17 protein-coding genes are annotated in these 17,815 nt (G+C 67.0%); 4 read left to right on the top strand and 13 right to left on the bottom strand.

All coding sequences use genetic code 11. The annotated features are described in order from the left end of the window. Positions 1-52 precede the first annotated feature (52 nt). The gene (locus AC5JCN_RS25150) at positions 53-1,183 is read left to right on the top strand and encodes a glycosyltransferase family 4 protein (RefSeq protein ID WP_495757886.1); all 1,131 of its coding nucleotides are present in this window, start codon (positions 53-55) and stop codon (positions 1,181-1,183) included. A 2-nt stretch (positions 1,184-1,185) separates the two neighbouring features. Here the strand turns inward: AC5JCN_RS25150 and AC5JCN_RS25145 are convergent, their stop codons facing one another. Continuing rightward, the gene (locus tag AC5JCN_RS25145; protein WP_495757885.1) at positions 1,186-1,647 is read right to left on the bottom strand and encodes a response regulator; all 462 of its coding nucleotides are present in this window, start codon (positions 1,645-1,647) and stop codon (positions 1,186-1,188) included. Between the two features lie 570 nt (positions 1,648-2,217). On the opposite strand from AC5JCN_RS25145, the gene AC5JCN_RS25140 reads away from it, so the two are divergent. After that, entirely contained in the window at positions 2,218-2,424 is a 207-nt protein-coding gene (locus tag AC5JCN_RS25140) for a hypothetical protein (protein ID WP_495757884.1), read from the top strand. A gap of 89 nt (positions 2,425-2,513) precedes the next feature. Here the strand turns inward: AC5JCN_RS25140 and AC5JCN_RS25135 are convergent, their stop codons facing one another. The 3 genes from AC5JCN_RS25135 to AC5JCN_RS25125 are packed head-to-tail and all read right to left on the bottom strand — an operon-like array spanning position 2,514 to position 5,538. Beyond that, a complete protein-coding gene (locus AC5JCN_RS25135) occupies positions 2,514-2,858 on the bottom strand; it encodes an MmcQ/YjbR family DNA-binding protein (protein WP_495757883.1) in 345 nt (114 codons plus the stop codon). A gap of 23 nt (positions 2,859-2,881) precedes the next feature. Next, positions 2,882-3,793, bottom strand: coding sequence for a response regulator (locus AC5JCN_RS25130; RefSeq protein ID WP_495757882.1), 912 nt, complete (start codon positions 3,791-3,793; stop codon positions 2,882-2,884). Continuing rightward, positions 3,790-5,538 carry a sensor histidine kinase gene (locus AC5JCN_RS25125; protein WP_495757881.1) on the bottom strand — a complete coding sequence of 583 codons (1,749 nt, stop codon included), beginning with the start codon at positions 5,536-5,538 and terminating at the stop codon, positions 3,790-3,792. Before AC5JCN_RS25125 ends, AC5JCN_RS25130 begins: the two co-directional genes overlap by 4 nt. Positions 5,539-5,848: 310 nt before the next feature. Here AC5JCN_RS25125 and trhA point away from each other — a divergent pair, with 310 nt between their 5' ends. Beyond that, positions 5,849-6,514, top strand: coding sequence for a PAQR family membrane homeostasis protein TrhA (gene trhA, locus AC5JCN_RS25120; RefSeq protein WP_495757880.1), 666 nt, complete (start codon positions 5,849-5,851; stop codon positions 6,512-6,514). 13 nt (positions 6,515-6,527) lie between these two features. Here the strand turns inward: trhA and AC5JCN_RS25115 are convergent, their stop codons facing one another. From AC5JCN_RS25115 to AC5JCN_RS25075, 9 genes are all read right to left on the bottom strand, one after another. Further along, positions 6,528-7,952 (bottom strand): mannose-1-phosphate guanylyltransferase/mannose-6-phosphate isomerase, encoded by a 1,425-nt coding sequence (locus AC5JCN_RS25115; RefSeq protein WP_495757879.1) that lies wholly within the window; start codon positions 7,950-7,952, stop codon positions 6,528-6,530. Positions 7,953-8,033: 81 nt separating this feature from the next. Further along, a complete protein-coding gene (locus tag AC5JCN_RS25110) occupies positions 8,034-8,330 on the bottom strand; it encodes a hypothetical protein (RefSeq protein WP_495757878.1) in 297 nt (98 codons plus the stop codon). A gap of 117 nt (positions 8,331-8,447) precedes the next feature. Then, positions 8,448-9,764, bottom strand: coding sequence for a UDP-glucose dehydrogenase family protein (locus AC5JCN_RS25105; protein ID WP_495757877.1), 1,317 nt, complete (start codon positions 9,762-9,764; stop codon positions 8,448-8,450). Positions 9,765-9,908: 144 nt separating this feature from the next. Then, the gene (locus tag AC5JCN_RS25100; protein ID WP_495757876.1) at positions 9,909-11,132 is read right to left on the bottom strand and encodes an undecaprenyl-phosphate glucose phosphotransferase; all 1,224 of its coding nucleotides are present in this window, start codon (positions 11,130-11,132) and stop codon (positions 9,909-9,911) included. After that, positions 11,111-11,401 carry a hypothetical protein gene (locus AC5JCN_RS25095; RefSeq protein ID WP_495757875.1) on the bottom strand — a complete coding sequence of 97 codons (291 nt, stop codon included), beginning with the start codon at positions 11,399-11,401 and terminating at the stop codon, positions 11,111-11,113. The genes AC5JCN_RS25100 and AC5JCN_RS25095 overlap by 22 nt, the downstream gene beginning before the upstream one ends. 306 nt (positions 11,402-11,707) lie before the next feature. Beyond that, positions 11,708-12,613: a DMT family transporter gene (locus AC5JCN_RS25090; RefSeq protein WP_495757874.1), complete on the bottom strand. Its 906-nt coding sequence runs from the start codon at positions 12,611-12,613 to the stop codon at positions 11,708-11,710. A gap of 97 nt (positions 12,614-12,710) precedes the next feature. After that, positions 12,711-14,906: a CHASE2 domain-containing protein gene (locus tag AC5JCN_RS25085; RefSeq protein ID WP_495757873.1), complete on the bottom strand. Its 2,196-nt coding sequence runs from the start codon at positions 14,904-14,906 to the stop codon at positions 12,711-12,713. A 95-nt stretch (positions 14,907-15,001) separates the two neighbouring features. Further along, positions 15,002-16,054: a FecR family protein gene (locus AC5JCN_RS25080; protein WP_495757872.1), complete on the bottom strand. Its 1,053-nt coding sequence runs from the start codon at positions 16,052-16,054 to the stop codon at positions 15,002-15,004. A gap of 170 nt (positions 16,055-16,224) precedes the next feature. Further along, positions 16,225-16,800, bottom strand: coding sequence for a methylated-DNA--[protein]-cysteine S-methyltransferase (locus AC5JCN_RS25075; protein ID WP_495757871.1), 576 nt, complete (start codon positions 16,798-16,800; stop codon positions 16,225-16,227). A 222-nt stretch (positions 16,801-17,022) separates the two neighbouring features. Here AC5JCN_RS25075 and AC5JCN_RS25070 point away from each other — a divergent pair, with 222 nt between their 5' ends. After that, positions 17,023-17,814 (top strand): DUF2189 domain-containing protein, encoded by a 792-nt coding sequence (locus tag AC5JCN_RS25070; RefSeq protein ID WP_495757870.1) that lies wholly within the window; start codon positions 17,023-17,025, stop codon positions 17,812-17,814. Position 17,815 lies beyond the last annotated feature (1 nt).

Raw genomic sequence — 17,815 nt, 5'->3', positions numbered from 1 at the left:
AACCATCAGTTGTGCTTGACGCCATTTTCTCACGTTCATTTGGAGCCGTGCCGTGAAGATTGCTCACGTCCTTCCGCGCAACATGCGGTTTGATCGCGCGTGCGCCACCTCCATCGATCTCTGCGTCAGCGAACTCAGCTGTGCCAGCCGCTTCGCAGGCGAAACGGTGGTGCTGGCCGAGGCCGGCGCGGATCCGCTGCCCGCGCCAACCCTCGTCCGGCTCAGCCCCGCCGCCGGCAGGGCATCAGCCTGGCGCGTTCTCGAACTGGTTGCACGGCTGCGGCGCCTGCAGCCGGACGTTGTCGTCGTGCAGCAGCACATTCCCACCGCAGCCTGGCTGGCCCGCCTGCTGCCCGGCGTGCCGGTCATCGCGCAAACCCACAATATGCCCAAGGGGCAGCGCCGGAAAGGCCTGGTGGGCGACCTCGACCGCAGGAGGAAAGCGCGGCAGTTGCGGGACCTCGCCGGAATCACTTTCGTCAGTGAGGTGGCGGCGGAGCGCTTCGCCGCGCACTGGCCCGACATCGGCATCCCCACGGCCGTCGTGCCGAACGGTTTCGACCCCTCCGGCTGGCGTCCGCGCCAGCAGCGTGCCCTGGAGATCGTCTGCATCGGGCGCGCGGCGCCCGAGAAAGGGCTTACGGAGGCTGCCTACGCCGTCGCCGCCGTGCTTCTTGCCCGCCCGGACTGGAAGGCCACCTTCGTAGTGTCCGAGGGGGCTGCGTCGCCCGGCGAGACTGCCCGTATCGTCGCTGCGCTGAAGCCGCTCGGGAATCGCGCAAGCGTCCGCTTCGACCGGCCCTTTTCAGAGATCAGGGAACTGAATGAGCGGGCGTCCATCGCCGTTGTCCCGTCGCGATGGATCGAGCCGTTCGGCCGCACGGCGCTCGAGGCGCACGCCGGCGGCGCGGCCCTCGTGTCCTCGGGCACGGGTGGGCTGCGGGAGATCAGCGGAGACTGTGCGCGCTACCTGGCCGAGGTATCCGTGTCCAGCCTTGCGCATACGCTGGACAGGCTGATCGCCGATCCGGCCGGGCGCGAGCGGATGTCCCAGGCCGCCATGCAGCGGGTGACGGCGCTCTATACGGTTTCGTCCGTGGCCGAGAGGCTCGACGGCTTCTGCGCCCGGGTACGGTCGCTGTCTCTGCCGAAGGGCGTGATCGCGGAAGCCGTGCGGATCTGACGTCAGCTGTCGAGCTTGCGCGAACTGGTGCGTTTGCGAGGACCGCGGCTGGTCTCCTCGACATACCCGACCGGCTCGATTGCGGCGCAGATGCGCTCCCACAGCTTGCGCGGGCCGAAGGGCTTGCGCAGGAACAGCCTCACCTGCATGTCCTGCGCGCGGACGACGACGGGCAGGGTCGGACGCGCCGACATCACGATGACCGGGACATTCGGCGCGGCGCTGCGCTCAGGATCCCGCACGAGGTCGAGCAGATCCTCGCAGGTTCCATGCGGGAGGTACCAGTCGAGGATGATCAGGCCGGGGGAGAATTGCTGCAGCGCCCGTTCCGCCTCGGAGGCCGAGTTGGCCTCGACAACGGTCTCGATGCCGACATCCGCAAGCATCCTGCGGATCATGCTGCGCACCGGGGACGAGTCTTCGACAAGGAGTACGGGCACGCTGGGAAACTGGGGACGCTGCATGACGGGGCACCTCGATCTCACCCCTGAATGCGCGTAGCCATGTTTCCGGCCGCGGACCGAATTCGCTCAACGTTTAGGCACCGCCCGGCAAGTTTTGCCTGACGATGAATGAAGCGTGATGCGGTATGCGCAACGCTGGCTGTCCGGATTCACCTGTGGGCTTACTTGTTCGTGACCCGGCACCCTGCGGCGCCACTTGCGACGCAGCACTTCGAAGGCTAGCGCCAGCCCAAGTGTGAGTGGAACGCTCATGGCTGCGTTGGTCCAGAGCGTGGCGTTCCAGCTCATCCGGATCTCCCGCCTTGGTGCCTCCGCCTTTGGACGCGCAGCGGGATGAGGGTCCGGCCAGGCTCACCTTCATCAAACTGCCGGACTTCGCATGCTACGAGGCCCCCGATCGGGGGAGCACTCCAGCTCCCCTCGCGACAATCCGGACGCGCTGCTCGAAATTTGCGCTTGGGTGTCTCGCCAAGGTCACACATATCACGTATGGTGTGTGTGGTGCCGCGAACGAGCACCGATCAACGAAACGAGTAGGCGGGAGTTGGCGCGAACAGAGGAGATGCGGTGATGACGGGCGAGCACGAGAAGAGCTACGACGAGATCTTCAGGGACCCGATCATTCTCATGCTGATGAAGAGCGACAGGATTGCGCCGGAAGATGCACGGCAGCTCTTCAGTGAAGTCGCAGACCGCATCCGCCGGCGCCGCATGGGGCTGAGGAACGACGAAACGCTCCATATCGCATCGCTTCGCATGGAGACCCGCGTCGCCTGACAGCCGGGCACCACCAGAACAGTTCGTGCGGAGCCCTCGGGGGCTCCGTTTTCGTTCGGGCCCACGCCGAAGGGACGGCCTCGCACCACTCAGGCCGGCGGCAGAGCCTTTATGAGCGAAGCGGGGGCGACGGTTCTCCAAGCCGAGCCGAGAACGCCTCTCAGGCCCGTTTCCTCCAGTTCGGAAAGCTGAATACGTGTCCATCCCTGACGGCCCCACGCGCCGGCCGCGGGGGTGGCGAGCGCCGGTGATGCCTCGAGCAAGACCGTCTGGTGATCCGGTGCCAGCTTGAGAACCACGATGCCCTGGCCCGGGGGCAGCGAGGCGAAGATCTTGCCTCTCACGCGAAAGTCCGGCTTTCCCATGTGCTGCCGTTCCTCGGAGTGCGGCAGGGACAGCGCAACCCGGCGGACTTCGTGCTCGGTGACACCCATCCGGATCGCCCTTGCCCAGCCCGTCACGCCTCGTGCTGGGGAGACCAGTGCCACAGGCGCATGGGTACGGCGATGTTTTTCAGGTCCTTCAGCCCGCCGTCCTGGAAGCGCGCTGCCGTCTTGCCGCGCACGAACTGGTGCGCGTAGTCGGACAACGTGACACCGCCGGGCAAGCCGCATTCCTGGATACGAACGGCCAGCGTCACGCCCTCGCCGAACCGGTCGTTCTGGTTGACCACGATATCGCCCACCGCGATCCCAAGCCGGAACCGGATCGTGCCGGCCGGCCGTTGGCCGACGGGGTTTTCCGCCATGGCTTGCTGGAACAGCACCGCCCATTCCACGGCATCGACCACGCTCGCGAATTCGACCAGACCACCGTCGCCCAGCATCTTGAACAAGGTTCCGTGATGGCGGGCCAGGGTCGGGTTGATGATCTCGGCAAAGATCGAATCGAGCGCGTTCAGGGTGTCCGGTTCGTCCTGCTGGACGAAGCGCGCGAAACCGACGATGTCGAACGACAGGATCGCCGCAAGCCGCCGCTCGGCGGTTTTCGGCCCCGTCCATTTGAGCCGACGCAGGACGGAGCGGATCCGGGCGAGAAGCTCCCTGAGTTCGCAGGGCTTGGCGACGTAGTCGTCGGCGCCCATCTCGAGGCCGACGACGCGGTCGATCGCGCTCGCCGTGGCGGTGAGCATGATCACCGGCACGGGGCATACCTGCTTCAGGTAGCGAACAATCGAGAGGCCGTCCTCCTCAGGCATGTTGAGGTCGAGAACGACGAGATCCGGCGTCTCCTTGCCGATGGCCGCCCTCAGGCTGGCGCCGCCGTCGCAGAGCGTCACCCGGAACCCGTGCATCTGCAGGTAGTCGCCGACCATTTCCCGCGCCGCGGCCTCGTCGTCGACGACGACGATATGCTGGCCCTGGCTCACGGGCTTCCATCCTCCTCGATGGCGAGCGTCAGGATGAAATTGGTCCCGCGGCCGCCCGGGGCCTCCTCCGCAGTCAGCGATCCGCCGTGCAGGTCGACGATCTTCTTGGCAATCGACAGGCCGAGCCCGGTCGAGCTCTCTCCCGCCGTCGGCCGGGCCGAGAGGCGCTGGAACCTGCCGAACAGCCGCGCGCGATCCTCCGGCAGCAATCCCGGCCCGCTGTCGATCACCTGCACCCTGGCCAGTCCGTCGGCCCGGTCGACCACGATGTCGATGCGGCCCCCGACCGGCGAGTATTTGATGGCGTTGCTGACGAGGTTGTCGACGGCCTCGCGCATCCTGTCATGGTCGGCGCCCACCGGCAGCGGTCCGGATCCCGAAAAGGCCACGACCTGCTGCTTGCGGTCGGCGAGCGGCCGGTTGGCCTCCACCACGTCCGCGGTGAGCTCCACCATGTCGGCCGGCTCGCGCCGGACAGTGATGTCGAGCGCATCGGCCATCGCGTCAGCGATCAGCGTGTCGGACATCGCGGTCAGCCGGCGCGCCGATTCGCGGATATGGCCGAGCTGGGCCCTCGCCTGCTCCACCGGTACTGGCCCGGCGGCGAGCAGGTCGTTGAGAATCTCCGTGCGCCCGAGGATGACACTGAGCGGGTTCTTCAAGTCATGCGCGACGGTCCCGAGCACCTCGCTCTGGAAGGCGTTTGCCCGCCGGGCGCGCTGCCACTGGGCCTCGAGCCGCCTGTTCGCGGCCTCCAGCTGGCCGGTGCGCTCCTCGACGCGGCGCTCCAGCCGTGCGTTGGCCGCCTGCAGCTGTTCATACAACGAAACGACGTCGAAGGCCGCGCCGAGCCGGTCGCAGAGAATCGCCACCAGGCTCAGATGCGTATCGCTGAGGGGCTGGTCGGTCTCGATCGCGACGACGACGCCGCGACCGCTCTCGGTCGAAACGAGCAGCGTCGCGACCTGGCGGTCATAGACCGAGCGGCCCGCGGCAAAACTGGCGGCGATCTGCTCCCGAACCTCAGGCGAAAGCGCGCCGCCGCGCGCCGACGGCGCATCACAGCAGCGGCAGGGGCCCGCCAGCAGCGAGAAGTCGGCTGGTCCCACATCGGCCTCGCGCACCGCGACGGCACCCGTACAGTCGATGCCAAGGATGTCCGCGATCCGGCACAGCACGCCGGCCGCGAGATGCTGAAGCGACCGATGACCGGCGAACCGTGACGACGCTTCCAGCACGATCTCGAGCCCCCTGCGGGTCTCGGCCATGCGCGCCAGCTGCTCATAGCTGCGCAGAGCGGAAGTGATGGTGGTGAAGAACTTGTCGGCGGTGAGCTCGGTCTTCGCCTTGTAGTCGTTGATGTCGTAGTCGACGATGACGTTGCGCTCGGGCGCCTGTCCCGGCTGGCCGGTGCGGAGAACGATGCGGACGAGGTCGTTGCCGAGGTCGCGCCGGATGAACTCGACGAGATCGAGGCCCGCCGATTCGGTTTCCATCACCACGTCGAGCAGGACCACGGCGACGTCGGGATGCCGGCGCAGCAGCTCCCGCCCTTCGGCTGCCGAGTTCGCGGAGATCAACTCGATGCCGCTGCCGTTGAGCGAATAGCCGGCCAGGACGAATCGCGTGCCCTCGTGGACAGCGCGATCGTCATCGATCACCGCGATCTTCCATGTCCGCGGCGGCGGTCCATCGGGCGCCTGCGGATCATCCAGCAGCACCAAAATGTCGTCGGGTCTCGCCATGCTCAGGGTACCGCCGGCCAGCCTCCGTGCGGGAAAGGGCGTGATCCAGTAAACCGATCTGCGATCGTTTCAGTTATCGCAGGTGTCATCAAGCCCCGAATGCACAAATGAGGCGTGGACCTTATGCATGCGACGGGTTTCTGAACGTGCGCGCGCACACCCGGCGGACCCGCGATTGTCGCGCGAAAGGAGGAACTTAGCTTTCTCCGCCGCAGCGCTCACGGTGTCGGGGTCAGCCCTGGAACCCGGCCGGCTGTTTACAGTTCACTCCTGAACCATCATCATTGACGCAGTTAACTCCGGGCGGGCCATGAACATCCACCACGGCCAGATCGGTCGGGCCCAACGACTTCGGGAGAGCGTCGCGGACGCTTGCGTGCACGCGGTCGGCGTACCGGCCGCCGCGGTGGGCGCCGTTTTCCTCGTGGTTCTGGCGGCGGGCATCGCCAAGACCTGGGAAGTCGGCTCGGTCGTCGTCTATGCCTGCGCGTTGATCCTCATGCTCGGCTTCTCCGCAGCCTACAACATGTGGAAGCCATCGCTGATGAAGGGATGGCTGCGGCGGCTGGACCATTCCGCGATCTTCGTGATGATCGCCGGCACCTACACGCCCTTCATGACGCAGCTGGGGGACGCCACACTGTCCATCGGCCTCGGCGCTGGGGTCTGGGCGGGAGCGGTGGCCGGCGTGGCGCTGAAGGTTCTCGCTCCCGGCCGCTTCGATCGGCTGGCCGTGCTGCTCTATCTCGGGCTCGGCTGGTCCATCGTGGTCGCCCTGGGTCCGCTGATGGAAGCGTTGCCGACCTCGGCGATGGCTCTGCTGGCGGCCGGCGGCGCGCTCTACACGGTCGGCGTGCTCTTCCACATCTGGGAGAGCCTGCCGTTCCAGAATGCAATCTGGCACGTCTTCGTGCTGGCCGCCGCCGCCTGCCACTATGGCGCGGTGCTGGACTGCATGGTGCTGTCCCGCGTGTGACATCCCGGGCGCATCAGCGCCCGTAGACATCCTCGATGCGAACGATGTCGTCCTCGCCGGTATAGCTGCCGACCTGGACCTCGATGATCTGCAGCGGGATCTTGCCGGGATTGGCGAGCCTGTGGACGCAGCCGAGCGGCAGGTAGGCCGCCTCGTTCTCCTGCATCAGCCAGGTGCGCTCGTCGACGCTGACCTCGGCGGTCCCGTGCACGACCACCCAGTGCTCGGCGCGGTGCATGTGCTTCTGCAGCGAGAGCCGGGCGCCCGGCTTCACCTGGATTCGCTTGACCTGGAAACGCGGGCCGATCTCGATGCGCTCGTACCAGCCCCAGGGGCGATACACGCGCAGGTGGGCCTCCGCCGATTCCTCGCCTTCGCTCTTCAGGAGCGCCACGAGGTCCTTCACGCCGTTGGATTTTTCGCGGCTGGAGACGAGCACCGCGTCCTTGGTGGCGACGACCACCACGTCATCGAGGCCAACGACGCCCGTCACCACGTCCTCGCTGTGGACGAAGCTGTTGCGGGTGTCGATAAGGCGACCGCGACCGCGCACGACGTTGCCCTCGCCGTCCTGCTCGCTGACCTCCCACAGGGCACCCCAGGTGCCGACGTCAGACCAGCCGCAGCTCATCGGCAGCACGCCGGCCTGGGCGGTCCGCTCCATGATGGCGTAGTCGACGGAGATCTTCGGCGCCTTGACGAAGGCCTCGGGGTCGAGGCGAAGGAAGTCGAGATCGACGACCGCCTTGTCGATGGCCTCACGAGCGGCGGAGGCGATCTCCGGCGCGTGCTTCTCGAATTCCTGGATCATCATGTCGGCACGGAACAGGAAATTGCCGCTGTTCCAGACGTATCCCTCGGCGACATAGCGCTCGGCGGTCTCGAGGTCGGGCTTCTCGACGAACCGGTCCACCCGCAGGGCGGTGGTACCCTCGATAGGCGTTCCCGGGCGAATGTAGCCATAACCCGTGGCCGGTCCCGTCGGATTGATACCGAGGGTCATGATGTAACCCTTGGCGGCGGCCGTGGCCGCTTCGATGCATGCCTCGATGAAGGCAGCCGGTTCGTTGACGACGTGGTCGGCCGCCATCACGAGCACGATCGCGTTCGGATCCCGCCGCGCTGCCATCGTCGCAGCGACGGCGACCGCGGCCGCGGAGTCGCGCCGCGCGGGTTCGAGAACGATGTCGCCCTCGATCCCGAGCATGCTCATCTGCTCGGCCACGGTGAAGCGCTGTTCGTTGCCGGCAATGACGATGGGTCGTGCGAAAAGAGCTCCGGCCGAAACGCGCTCCAGCGTGCCCTGGAAGGTCGAGCGCGATCCCAGCAACGAAATGAATTGCTTAGGCATCGTCTCACGCGATGCAGGCCACAGCCGCGTCCCGGCGCCTCCGCACATGATGACCGGGATGATCTGCCGCTGTTCCTGCTCTGCCATTGCTGCTTCTCCGGACGTTTTCGATGGAGAACGTTTTACAGCAATTCGACGCCCGAGGCATGTCCTGCGGGTGAACGAGGTTTACCCTCGGCTCAACCCGGGCCGCTGGCGACCTATACGCCCCTCGGGATGCTCGTACAGGAAATGCCGCAGTGCACCAATGATCTGGGCGGCATGGGCGGGCCGCCCTCCGGCCAGCGCTGCGCGAATGTCATCGACCATCATGCGACGGATCGCATCCGCACCCTTGTCGCTGTGCAGCAGGATGTTGGCGAGAGCGGCGGCCTGGATGTCGCCGACATGCTCGTGCTCGGCCACGGCATCCACTTCCTCCTGCGTCAGGCCCGCAAGGGCGATGCAGTCCTCCCCGGTGATCATGGTCCACTCTCCCCGCCGGGATCGCGCGCCGCGCTTGCGCACCGCCAACCCTAGGTGTGGACCCTGCCCCCGGCGTTGACTTGCCTCAGGTGGACCTTGCCCCAGACAGATCCTGACTCACGCGTCGGAGAGGCTACGGCCGATGCCGGTATAGGAGAAACCGCGCTTCCGCATGTCCTCGGGACGGTAGATGTTGCGCAGGTCGACCACGACCGGGCTCCTCATCTGCCGCTTCACCCGGCTGAGATCGAGGGCTCGGAAGGCGTCCCATTCCGTCACGATCACGAGTACGTCCGCGCCCTCGACACAGTCATAGGCGTTGGCGGCATACTCGACGCCGTCGAGCATTTTCTTTGCCTGTTCCATTCCCTCGGGGTCATAGGCCCGCACATGGGCGCCCATGTCCGTCAGGGCCGTGACGATCGCCAGCGAGGGCGCGTCGCGCATGTCGTCGGTGTTCGGCTTGAAGGTAAGGCCGAGCAGGGCCACGGTCTTGCCCCGCACCGAGCCGCCGCACGCCGCGACGACCTTGCGCGCCATGGCCCGCTTTCTCTGGTCGTTGACGGACACGACGGTCTCGACGATGCGCAAAGGCGTCCCGGCGTCCTGCGCGGTCTTGACCAAGGCCGTCGTGTCCTTGGGGAAGCACGATCCGCCATACCCCGGCCCTGCGTGGAGGAATTTCGACCCGATGCGGTTGTCGAGGCCGATGCCGCGGGCGACCTCCTGCACATCCGCACCTACGGTCTCGCAGAGATCGGCCATCTCGTTGATGAACGTGATCTTGACCGCCAGGAACGCGTTGGCGGCGTATTTGATGAGTTCGGAGGTGCGGCGGGACGTGAACAGGAGCGGAGGCTGGTTCAGGTAGAGCGGGCGATACAGCTCCGACATCACTTCCCGGGCACGGTCGTCGTGGGTGCCGACCACGATGCGGTCGGGACGCTTGAAATCCGCGATCGCGGCGCCTTCGCGCAGGAATTCGGGGTTCGAGACGACGGCATACTGGCCGTCCGGCCGTGTCTCACGCAGGATCCGCTCGACCTCGTCCCCGGTGCCGACCGGGACGGTCGACTTCGTGACGACGACGATGGGGCCCGCCGTGAGCGTCGCGATCTCGCGGGCGGCGGCGTAGACGTAGCTGAGGTCGGCATGGCCGTCGCCGCGGCGAGATGGCGTTCCGACGGCGATGAACACGCAATCGGCATGCGCAAGCGAGGGCGCGAGCTCGGTCGAGAAGGACAGGCGCCCTTCCGCCACGTTGCTTTCGACGAGATCGTCGAGGCCGGGCTCGAAGATCGGCATGACGCCGGAGTTGAGCGCGGCGATCTTGGCGGCGTCCTTGTCGACACAGGTAACGACGTGTCCGAAGTCCGCGAAGCACGCGCCGGACACCAACCCGACATACCCTGAACCGATCATCGTGACATGCATGGGGTTACTCCTGCCCGCCGGGACGACCTGCGTGTCCCTACACTGGCGCGGCGCCTATTGCGATAGTGCGAACGCTGGACAGGCGTGACGTTGCAACCCGGCGTCGCCGGTCCGCCCGTCTGTCTCAGACCCTGCACTGACGCGTCAATACGCGTTCGAGAAGGTCTTCCTGGAGAAGAGGGTGAGGAAGAGGATCTGGATGTCGAGGATCAGAGACCAGTTGTCGATATAGGCGAGGTCGAACTCGACACGCTTCTGCATCTTCCAGTCGACGTCGGTCTCGCCGCGGAACCCATGCACCTGTGCCCATCCGGTGATGCCCGGCTTGACATTGTGGCGATGGGCATAAAGGGCGATCTTGTCCTCGTACTCCCGGTCATGGGCGAGAGCATGCGGCCGCGGTCCGACCAGGCTCATGTCTCCGCGGATGACGTTGAAGAGCTGGGGCAACTCGTCCAGGCTGGTGCGGCGCAGGATGCGCCCGACGCGGGTCACCCGCGCATCGCCCTTGCAGGCCTGCTTCACGACGGCCCCGTCGTCGAGCGTCGTCATGGTGCGGAATTTCAGGATGCGGAACGGCTTCTGGTTGAAGCCGTGGCGCTGCTGGCGGAACAGGACCGGACCGGCCGAGTCGAGCTGGATGGCGATGGCGATGGCCAGCATCAACGGCGTCGTCGCCAGCAGGATCAAAGAGGCCAGCGTCACGTCCATGGCGCGCTTGGCGGCACGCTCCAGCACCGTGAGCGGCGGGCGCGACAGGCTCAGCGTCACCTCGTCGCCGATCTCGGCCATGACGGGATTGCGCAGCCACGTCAGTTCGGGGTCCGAGGCGAGGTGCACCTGGGCAGGCAGGGCCGAGAAGCGGCGCGCCAGGATCTCGATTACCGGCGCGGCGCGCCAGGGCATCAGGATGACGATGTCGTCCACCGTGCTACGCCGCAGGGCGCCCGTCATGCGGGCTGCCATCGCCTCCATCTCGGCGCGGGCGGCGTCACTGAAGCCCTCGTCCTTCCACTCCGGAATGGCGAAGGCGTGCGCGACGACGACGCCACGATTGAGGAGCGTTGGGCCGGTTCCGAAGGTGTTGCAGGCGCCACGCGGCCCGATCACGGCGATGCGCCGTGCCTCGATGCGCCCGCGCCGGGTGGCAGCGCGGATCAGCACGGCCATGGCGGTTCGCGAACCGATGAGGCCGATGGAGACGGCCACGTACTGCAGCACGAAGCTGCCACGCGAGTAGTAGAACGTGCCCTTCGTCAGGAACAGCAGGCACACGAAGATGGCGAAGACGACGTTGAAAAGCTTCAGCGCCCCGAGGGAGGAGCGCGTCGCGAACTCCAGCTCCTTCAACGTGTAGCGGCCCTGCATCGCCGCCAGCGCACAGACGGTCGTGGCGAATGCGAGCGCCGTGCCACATACATAGGCAGGAACGGCGACGAGCTGGTGAAGACGCGATTGTACGTGAGCGCGGCGGCCAGATGCAGGCCGCCGACGACGAGGAAGTCGCACAGCGCGGCGTTGATCCCGATCCAGGAAGCAACGCCGCGGCCAATGATGTCGCGGATCGAGCGCTCGACGCCGGAGGTATCTGCGGCCGGGATGTCCGGTACCGTATCCTGGACCTGCGTATCGGCCATTCTGCCCCTCGCGGCACGCTTACAAGCCGGCTTGGGACGACCGGCAACCTTTAATTGATCTTTAAATTCTTTTGTTATTCACGTCAAATCAATCCATAGAGAAATGGTTAATCATTAACAACCCGTTACTAACAGAGAAGCCTCTGTATCTTCAGGAAAATTCTGAAAACGAGACTCACGGCGAAGCGTCCGCGTGAACACGCAATGACAAGAATGCGTTGCACGAATGCAGCATGCCGAAACGTATTCGGCGCGAGCCCGAATCGAGTCCGCATTCCGGCCGTCGGCGAGGACCCAGAGAGAGGGTCAGGCGTGCCCGGCAGCGGTCCGTGAAGGCAGGAGAAGCACCAGCAGCGAACCGGCAACGATCAACCCGGCTCCCGCGATGGCAGAGGCTGCGGGGATCTCCGAAAACAGCAGCCAGCCCAGCAGGAACGCCCAAACGAGACTGGTGAACTCTGCCGTTCCCACCTTCGCAGCCGCGGCCCGCGCGAACGCGCTGGCATAGACGAGGTGCCCGGCGGTACCCAGCACGCCGATGGCCAGCAGGAGCGGCCAGCTTTCGCGCACGAGGCCCGACAGATTGCCGAAGGCGAGCCCGGCCGGCACCATGACCACAGCCGCCATGACGTTCTGCAGGCCGATGATCAGCGTCACCGGGTCACTGCCGGTTCTCTGCCGGAGCAGGACGAGGGAGAGCGCATAAGACAGTGCGGCGGCGACTGCGGCGGCCATGCCGGCTACGTCGCGTGTCTCCGGCGCGCCCTCGGTTCCCCGTCCCCACGCGATGACGAGCACGCCGACAAAGGACAGCGCGATGCCTGCCGCGGTGCCCCGGGCGACGCCCTCGCCCAGAATCATGCGGCCGAGCAGGGCCATGAAGATGGGCGACAAGAAGGTGAGAGCCATCGCCTCGAAGAGCGGCAAGCGTGACAGGGCGAAGAAGAAGAGCGTCGACGTGCACAGGACAAGCATCGTCCTCAGCGCATGAGCCCGCAGCACGGATGGGCGGAAAGCGGAGCGCGGTACCCGCAACAGCAAGGGGGCACAAACGAGCGTGCCGGCCAGGAAACGTCCTGCCACGAGGTCGATCGGCCCGTGCCCTTGCGAAAGAATCTTCACCGCCGCGTCCATGCCGGTGAGAAGGGCAATTCCCGCGATGGCCAGCAGCATGGGCAAGGCCGTCGTGTCGTGGCGCAGCGCCGCGGGCATGAGAGGTCCGGGTGGAAGGCGGAATCAGGCGCCGCTTGTCGGGCCTATCGGTCCTCCGCGCAAGCAGCAACTCGGCAATTTCCCGGTCTTCGCGCGGTCAGGCGTGCTCCGCCGCGCGCTGCCTCTGCCCGTGCTCCGGCGCGATGCGCCGCGCAAGGCTGGTATAGAAGCTTTCCAACACGGGGAAAGCCTCTCCGAGCCGGCGACAGTCATCGAGGGCTGCTGCAAACCCCTCGCCGTCTTCGTTCCGGGCCAGTTGGACAAGGTCCGCATGGCGCGCCGCGAGTGCGCCGAACGCGGGAGCGGAAGCGACACCGGCGTCGCCGAGCAGGGCGAACACACCGGTTTCTCCACTGCGGCCGCGAAGTTCCACGGAGCCGCCCTCCAGCCAGGCGAAGTCGGGAACGGCGGCCACCATGCTGTCGGAAGCCAGGATATCGAACGCGAATTCCTTGCACAGGCTCTCGATGCGGGCTGACACGTTCACCGCATCTCCGACGGCCGAATAGTTGAAGCGCTCCTGAGACCCGACATTGCCGACGCAGGCTGAACCGACATTCAGGCCCACCCCGATCTTCACGGCGACACCGGCGTGACCTTCCGCCTTCAGGCCGAAGGCATCCGTGGCGTTCATTTCCGCAAGGCTCGCGCGCATTCGCAAGGCGGCGACACAGGCCCGCCTCGGGTGGTCGGGGACGTCGAGCGGCGCGTTCCAGAACGCCATGATGGAATCGCCGATGTATTTGTCGATGGCGCCCTGCTCAGCCACGATGTCGTCGGAGAGGCGGCCCAGCAGCTGGTTCAGGAACTCCACGAGCCTGGTCGGCGACAGCGCATGGCTGATCGTGGTGAAGCCGCGAATGTCCATGAACAGGATCGTCAGCTCGCGCTCTTCCCCGCCGAGGCGCAGGGCGGCGGGATCGCGCTCGAGCTGGGCCAGCAGCGACGACGAGACGTAACGCCCGAACGCACGGCGGACGAAGCGCTTGTCGCGGTCGGTGACGAGGTAGCGGAAGCTGGTCAGCGCAAAATGCAGCGCGAGGCCCATTCCTACGGCGAAAAGCGGGTCGAGAAGGAGACCTTGCCGCTCGAAAGCGAGCCATGATCCCACGATCAGCGCCATGGCGAGCAGGCCGCCGATGAGGAAGGCAGTGAGCGGCCCAGCCATGACGGCGGCCAGCGTGACCGTGGCGGCCATGGCGAAGGCGACATAGGTCTCCAGCGGTTCAGACCAGTCGGGTCGCAGCAGATGGTCGCCGGTGAGGATCTGCTCGACGGCCTGGGCGTGGACGGAGACGCCGGGCACCGTCTCGCGCAGGGGCGTGACGCGCATGTCGAGAAGTCCGGCGGCGGAGGTTCCAATGAAGACGATATGCCCTTCCAGCAGCGGGCGGAGCTCCTCGTCGTCGCCCTGAAGCACGCGGGCGGCGGAGAGGTATCGCTGGGGGACGTCGTGCGTGTAGCGCAGCCGCATCTCGCCGGTGCGCGTGGTCGGCCACTCCAGGGCGCCGATGCGGATGTCGGTTACCGCCGGGGGCGGTTGCGGCGTGGAGCGCAGCAGGATCGTGCTCTCTCCCTGCGCAACGCGCAAAGCTTCCAGCGCCAGGCTGGGAAGCAGCTTCTGGCCGTCGCTCCAGACCAGGGTGAGGTGGCGCAGGATCCCCTCGTCGTCCTGCGGGGCGATGCTGATGGCGCCGAGCCCCGATGCGGCCGCCTCCAATTCGGGGATGCTGACCACCGCCGAGCCGAACCGCGGAATCACCGGCTGCGGGTCGATGTCGGTGTAGGCGAACCCCGCTTTGGGCTGCGGATGGGAACCGTCGGCGGCCGGGCGGATGGCGAAGCCGAGGATCACCGGGCGGCCCTTCATCGCTTCGGCGAAGACGCGGTCGGTGTCGGGCAGGCGTTCGGCCACCTCGGCCGCCGTCTTCTCGCCCAGCGCTTCGGCGACGCCGGGAGCGCGCATGATCGCGGTTGGCGACATCCGGTCGGGTTCAGGCATCACCACGTCGAAGGCGATCGCCGCGGCGCCGAGCTCAGTCAGGCGCTCGGTGAGGCGGGCGAGCAGGCTCCTGGGCCAGGGCCATTGGCCGAAGGAACGCAGCGAGGCCTCGTCGATATCGACGATGCGCACCGGCTGCGGCGTGTAGGGCCGTGGCTCCAGCCGCTGGTAGGTATCGAAGACGAGCTCCCGAGCCAGGCGCAACGGGGCCGGGTCGGACACTCTGAGGGCGGCAATGGCGAAGGCAAACGCTAGGCCGACCGCCAGCGCGAGGGCGCGCGAACGTTCCATGTGCCAGAAGCGCCTGCCGGTCCTGTCCGCCGCCACGTTCGCACGCCGCCCCTTCGCGTCGCCGCCTGCTTCGGTCGTGCTCCGCCTCGTCGAGACTAGCTGTTCCGGCCGCCGCGTCGAGAGTCGCGGTTGCCACCTCCTTCGGACCTGCCGCCCGTCGGGCCGCCTCCGTCGGACGTGCCGCCCATCTGACCGCCCCCTGTTTGGCCGCCGTCTTGCGTCGCGCCGCCGCGCGGGCTCATGCCGCCGCGCACCTCGGAGTTGCGGCCCTGCACGCCGCCGCCGTCACGGTCGTGATGCCTGCCCTGCTGGTGGCCGCAGGCCGGTGGAGATGGCGGCGGTGGCGGAGGAGGTGGGGGCGGCGGGGGCGGCGGGGCGGGCGGGCGTGACTGGGGTGCGGCCGCCTGCACCGGCTGGGTCTTGCTGTCGCGCCGCGCTTCGATCGAGGGCGCGCAGCCCTGCGTGGAAGCCTGGAAGTCGGGCTTCAACGAGCTCTGGTTGTTGACATAGGGGAAGGCCGCCTGGATGCGCGCCTGCCTCTCGGAGGGGCCGGCCAGCGACGGCGATCCCGAACGCGGCACGCGGATGAGCGAGCAGCGGTCGCCAACGGAGATGCACCCTCCCCCGCCGCAGACGCGGACGGCGCCGGACAGCAGCACCATCTCGGTGGAGCCGTCGGGCTGAACCGTGAGGTCGAACTCCGTCCCGCGGATACCGATCGTCGCCGTCGGCGTCTTGATGGCGTAGGCGGGCTTCGGGCTGTCGCCCGTGATGAACCGGAACGTCCCGCGCAGCGCCGTCACCGAGAAGCTCTTCACCGTGTTGGTGTTCTTGAGCAAATAGCGTTCGATGAGCAGATTGGAGGACGGGCCGACGACGAGCTTGGTCTCGTCGCTGAATTCCAGCTGGGCCTTGCCCCTGGGACCGGTGCGAACCCGGTCGCCCATATACACCGGCTGTTCCGGCGCGAGCATCGTGGCATTGCCATCCCGCAGGGCGTCCGCCTCAGGATCGACTGCGAGAGCCTTACCGCTGGGTTCGCCTGCGGCCCGGGCCGCGCCAACCGCTCCCGGCCACCCGCCCGACACGGCAAGGAGGACCAAGGCGCAGGCCGCGAAGGCGCCCCGCGCACCGAACTGCGTACGCATGACTCACTCCGGACACGCAAGACCGCGCGCGCGGCCCGCCTGGAAAACCTGATTGAGTACGGTAACGCAATATTAACGAATGACGCAAAACAAACTCGGAATCAGCGTGAATCGGCCCAGGGCCGGTCGACTGCGGAAACGCGGCTTTGCGCGTGCAACGTCTCGTGAGGTCAGGAGTGCAGGCCGAAAAGGTCCGGTTCCGGAGATGGCAGCGCACCCTCGATGGCCAGCATGCGCCTCTTCGTCGCTGCCCCGCCCGGGGCGGAAAAGCCACCAATGGGCTTGCCGCTCGCCGCGCCCGCGGCCACGACACGATGGCACGGCACGATGATCGGCACGGGATTGCGGCCGAGCGCCTGCCCCACGGCCCTTGCGGCACCCGGCGCGCCAATCCGGCGGGCGACCTCGCCATAGGTCAGAGTGTTGCCACGCGGAATAGCCCGTGTGACGGCATACACCTCCATCTCGAACGGCTCGCAGCCGCCGAGGTCGAGCGGGGCTCCGTCCAGGTCCGGCGAACCGCCTCCGAGCAGGTCAGTCATGGCCTCGACGGCATGGCCCACCGCGCCGGGCGGCCTGCCCTGCCAGTGCGAGGCGCCTTCTCCCGCAATGCCGCGTGACGCGCGCAGGGCGACGACACCCGCATCTCCTTCAGGCAACCAGACCCGGCAGATACCCTGCCCCGTCCAGGCCAGTGCGCAGACGCCGATCGACGTGTCGAACAAAGCGTAGTGGGCGGCAGGCATGACGGCTCCCAAGTCAGTGGCGAGCGATACGAGACTGGTGCGGTGATGGCGGGATGGCAAGGTTGGACCCGTGCAGCCGACCCTTCGTCCGAACCGGGACGAACCCCGAATCGCGGGATCGTGTAGCACGGCGGGAAGACAGACCCGGCATGCGGGGCTACCGTCGCTCAACGGCGCGGAAAGTAGCCAGGGGACGGGGGCATCGAAACCGGAGACGGAGCGATGACCGACTTTGCCCAAATTCCGGCGCAGCCGGCCAGGATCGAAGCACCCGCAATCCGCCGCATCGGCACGAGCGACGTGATCGACGCGTTGAAGTCCGGCTGGCGCGACTTCATGGCCCGACCGAGCCACGTCATCTTCCTCGTCCTGATCTATCCCCTGGTCGGGCTGCTGCTCGGCGCAGTTTCTGCCCAGGCGGACCTGCTGCCGCTGTTCTTCCCGCTCGTCGCCGGCTTCGCACTCCTCGGGCCCTTCGCCGCGATCGGGCTCTACGAGGTGAGCCGCCGGCGTGAGCGAGGCGAAAAGGCGGGGGTGGGTGAGGCGCTGCAGGTGTTGAGGTCGCCGTCCATCGGAGCGATCGCGGAATTGGCCCTGCTGCTTACGCTACTGTTCGTGGCTTGGCTCGTGGCCGCGATGGCCATCTACCGCCTGACGATCGGCGAGGCGCCGGACGGCGGTATCCCGGCCTTCGTGCACGAGGTGCTCACGACCGCCCCCGGCTGGACTCTCATCGTGGCAGGGCATGCCGTCGGCCTGGTGTTCGCCGCGCTGGCATTCTGCCTGGGTGCGGTATCCTTCCCGCTCCTCGTCGACCGTCCCGCCGGTCTCGGTAACGCGATCGCCACCTCGTTTCGCGCCGTTCTCGCCAATCCTGCGCCAATGGCATTGTGGGCGGTGATCATCGCGGCATTGATGATGCTGGGCTCCCTGCCCTTCTTCATCGGCCTCGCCGTGGTCCTCCCGGTGCTCGGCCACGCGACGTGGCATCTCTACCGGAAGCTCGTCGCCTGAA

The organism is Alsobacter sp. (assembly GCF_059501845.1).
This window is presented reverse-complemented; position numbering and strand designations above follow the sequence as displayed.

Coding starts and splice junctions, on each gene's coding strand:
- AC5JCN_RS25110 (WP_495757878.1), bottom strand. CDS start 8,330: ATGATCACCGGGGAGGACTGCATCGCCCTTGCGGGCCTGACGCAGGAG.
- AC5JCN_RS25070 (WP_495757870.1), top strand. CDS start 17,023: ATGACCGACTTTGCCCAAATTCCGGCGCAGCCGGCCAGGATCGAAGCA.
- AC5JCN_RS25145 (WP_495757885.1), bottom strand. CDS start 1,647: ATGCAGCGTCCCCAGTTTCCCAGCGTGCCCGTACTCCTTGTCGAAGAC.
- AC5JCN_RS25090 (WP_495757874.1), bottom strand. CDS start 12,613: ATGCCCGCGGCGCTGCGCCACGACACGACGGCCTTGCCCATGCTGCTG.
- AC5JCN_RS25100 (WP_495757876.1), bottom strand. CDS start 11,132: ATGCAGGGCCGCTACACGTTGAAGGAGCTGGAGTTCGCGACGCGCTCC.
- AC5JCN_RS25115 (WP_495757879.1), bottom strand. CDS start 7,952: ATGGCAGAGCAGGAACAGCGGCAGATCATCCCGGTCATCATGTGCGGA.
- AC5JCN_RS25105 (WP_495757877.1), bottom strand. CDS start 9,764: ATGCATGTCACGATGATCGGTTCAGGGTATGTCGGGTTGGTGTCCGGC.
- AC5JCN_RS25095 (WP_495757875.1), bottom strand. CDS start 11,401: ATGGCCGATACGCAGGTCCAGGATACGGTACCGGACATCCCGGCCGCA.
- AC5JCN_RS25085 (WP_495757873.1), bottom strand. CDS start 14,906: ATGGAACGTTCGCGCGCCCTCGCGCTGGCGGTCGGCCTAGCGTTTGCC.
- AC5JCN_RS25140 (WP_495757884.1), top strand. CDS start 2,218: ATGACGGGCGAGCACGAGAAGAGCTACGACGAGATCTTCAGGGACCCG.
- trhA (WP_495757880.1), top strand. CDS start 5,849: ATGAACATCCACCACGGCCAGATCGGTCGGGCCCAACGACTTCGGGAG.
- AC5JCN_RS25125 (WP_495757881.1), bottom strand. CDS start 5,538: ATGGCGAGACCCGACGACATTTTGGTGCTGCTGGATGATCCGCAGGCG.
- AC5JCN_RS25080 (WP_495757872.1), bottom strand. CDS start 16,054: ATGCGTACGCAGTTCGGTGCGCGGGGCGCCTTCGCGGCCTGCGCCTTG.
- AC5JCN_RS25075 (WP_495757871.1), bottom strand. CDS start 16,800: ATGCCTGCCGCCCACTACGCTTTGTTCGACACGTCGATCGGCGTCTGC.
- AC5JCN_RS25135 (WP_495757883.1), bottom strand. CDS start 2,858: ATGGGTGTCACCGAGCACGAAGTCCGCCGGGTTGCGCTGTCCCTGCCG.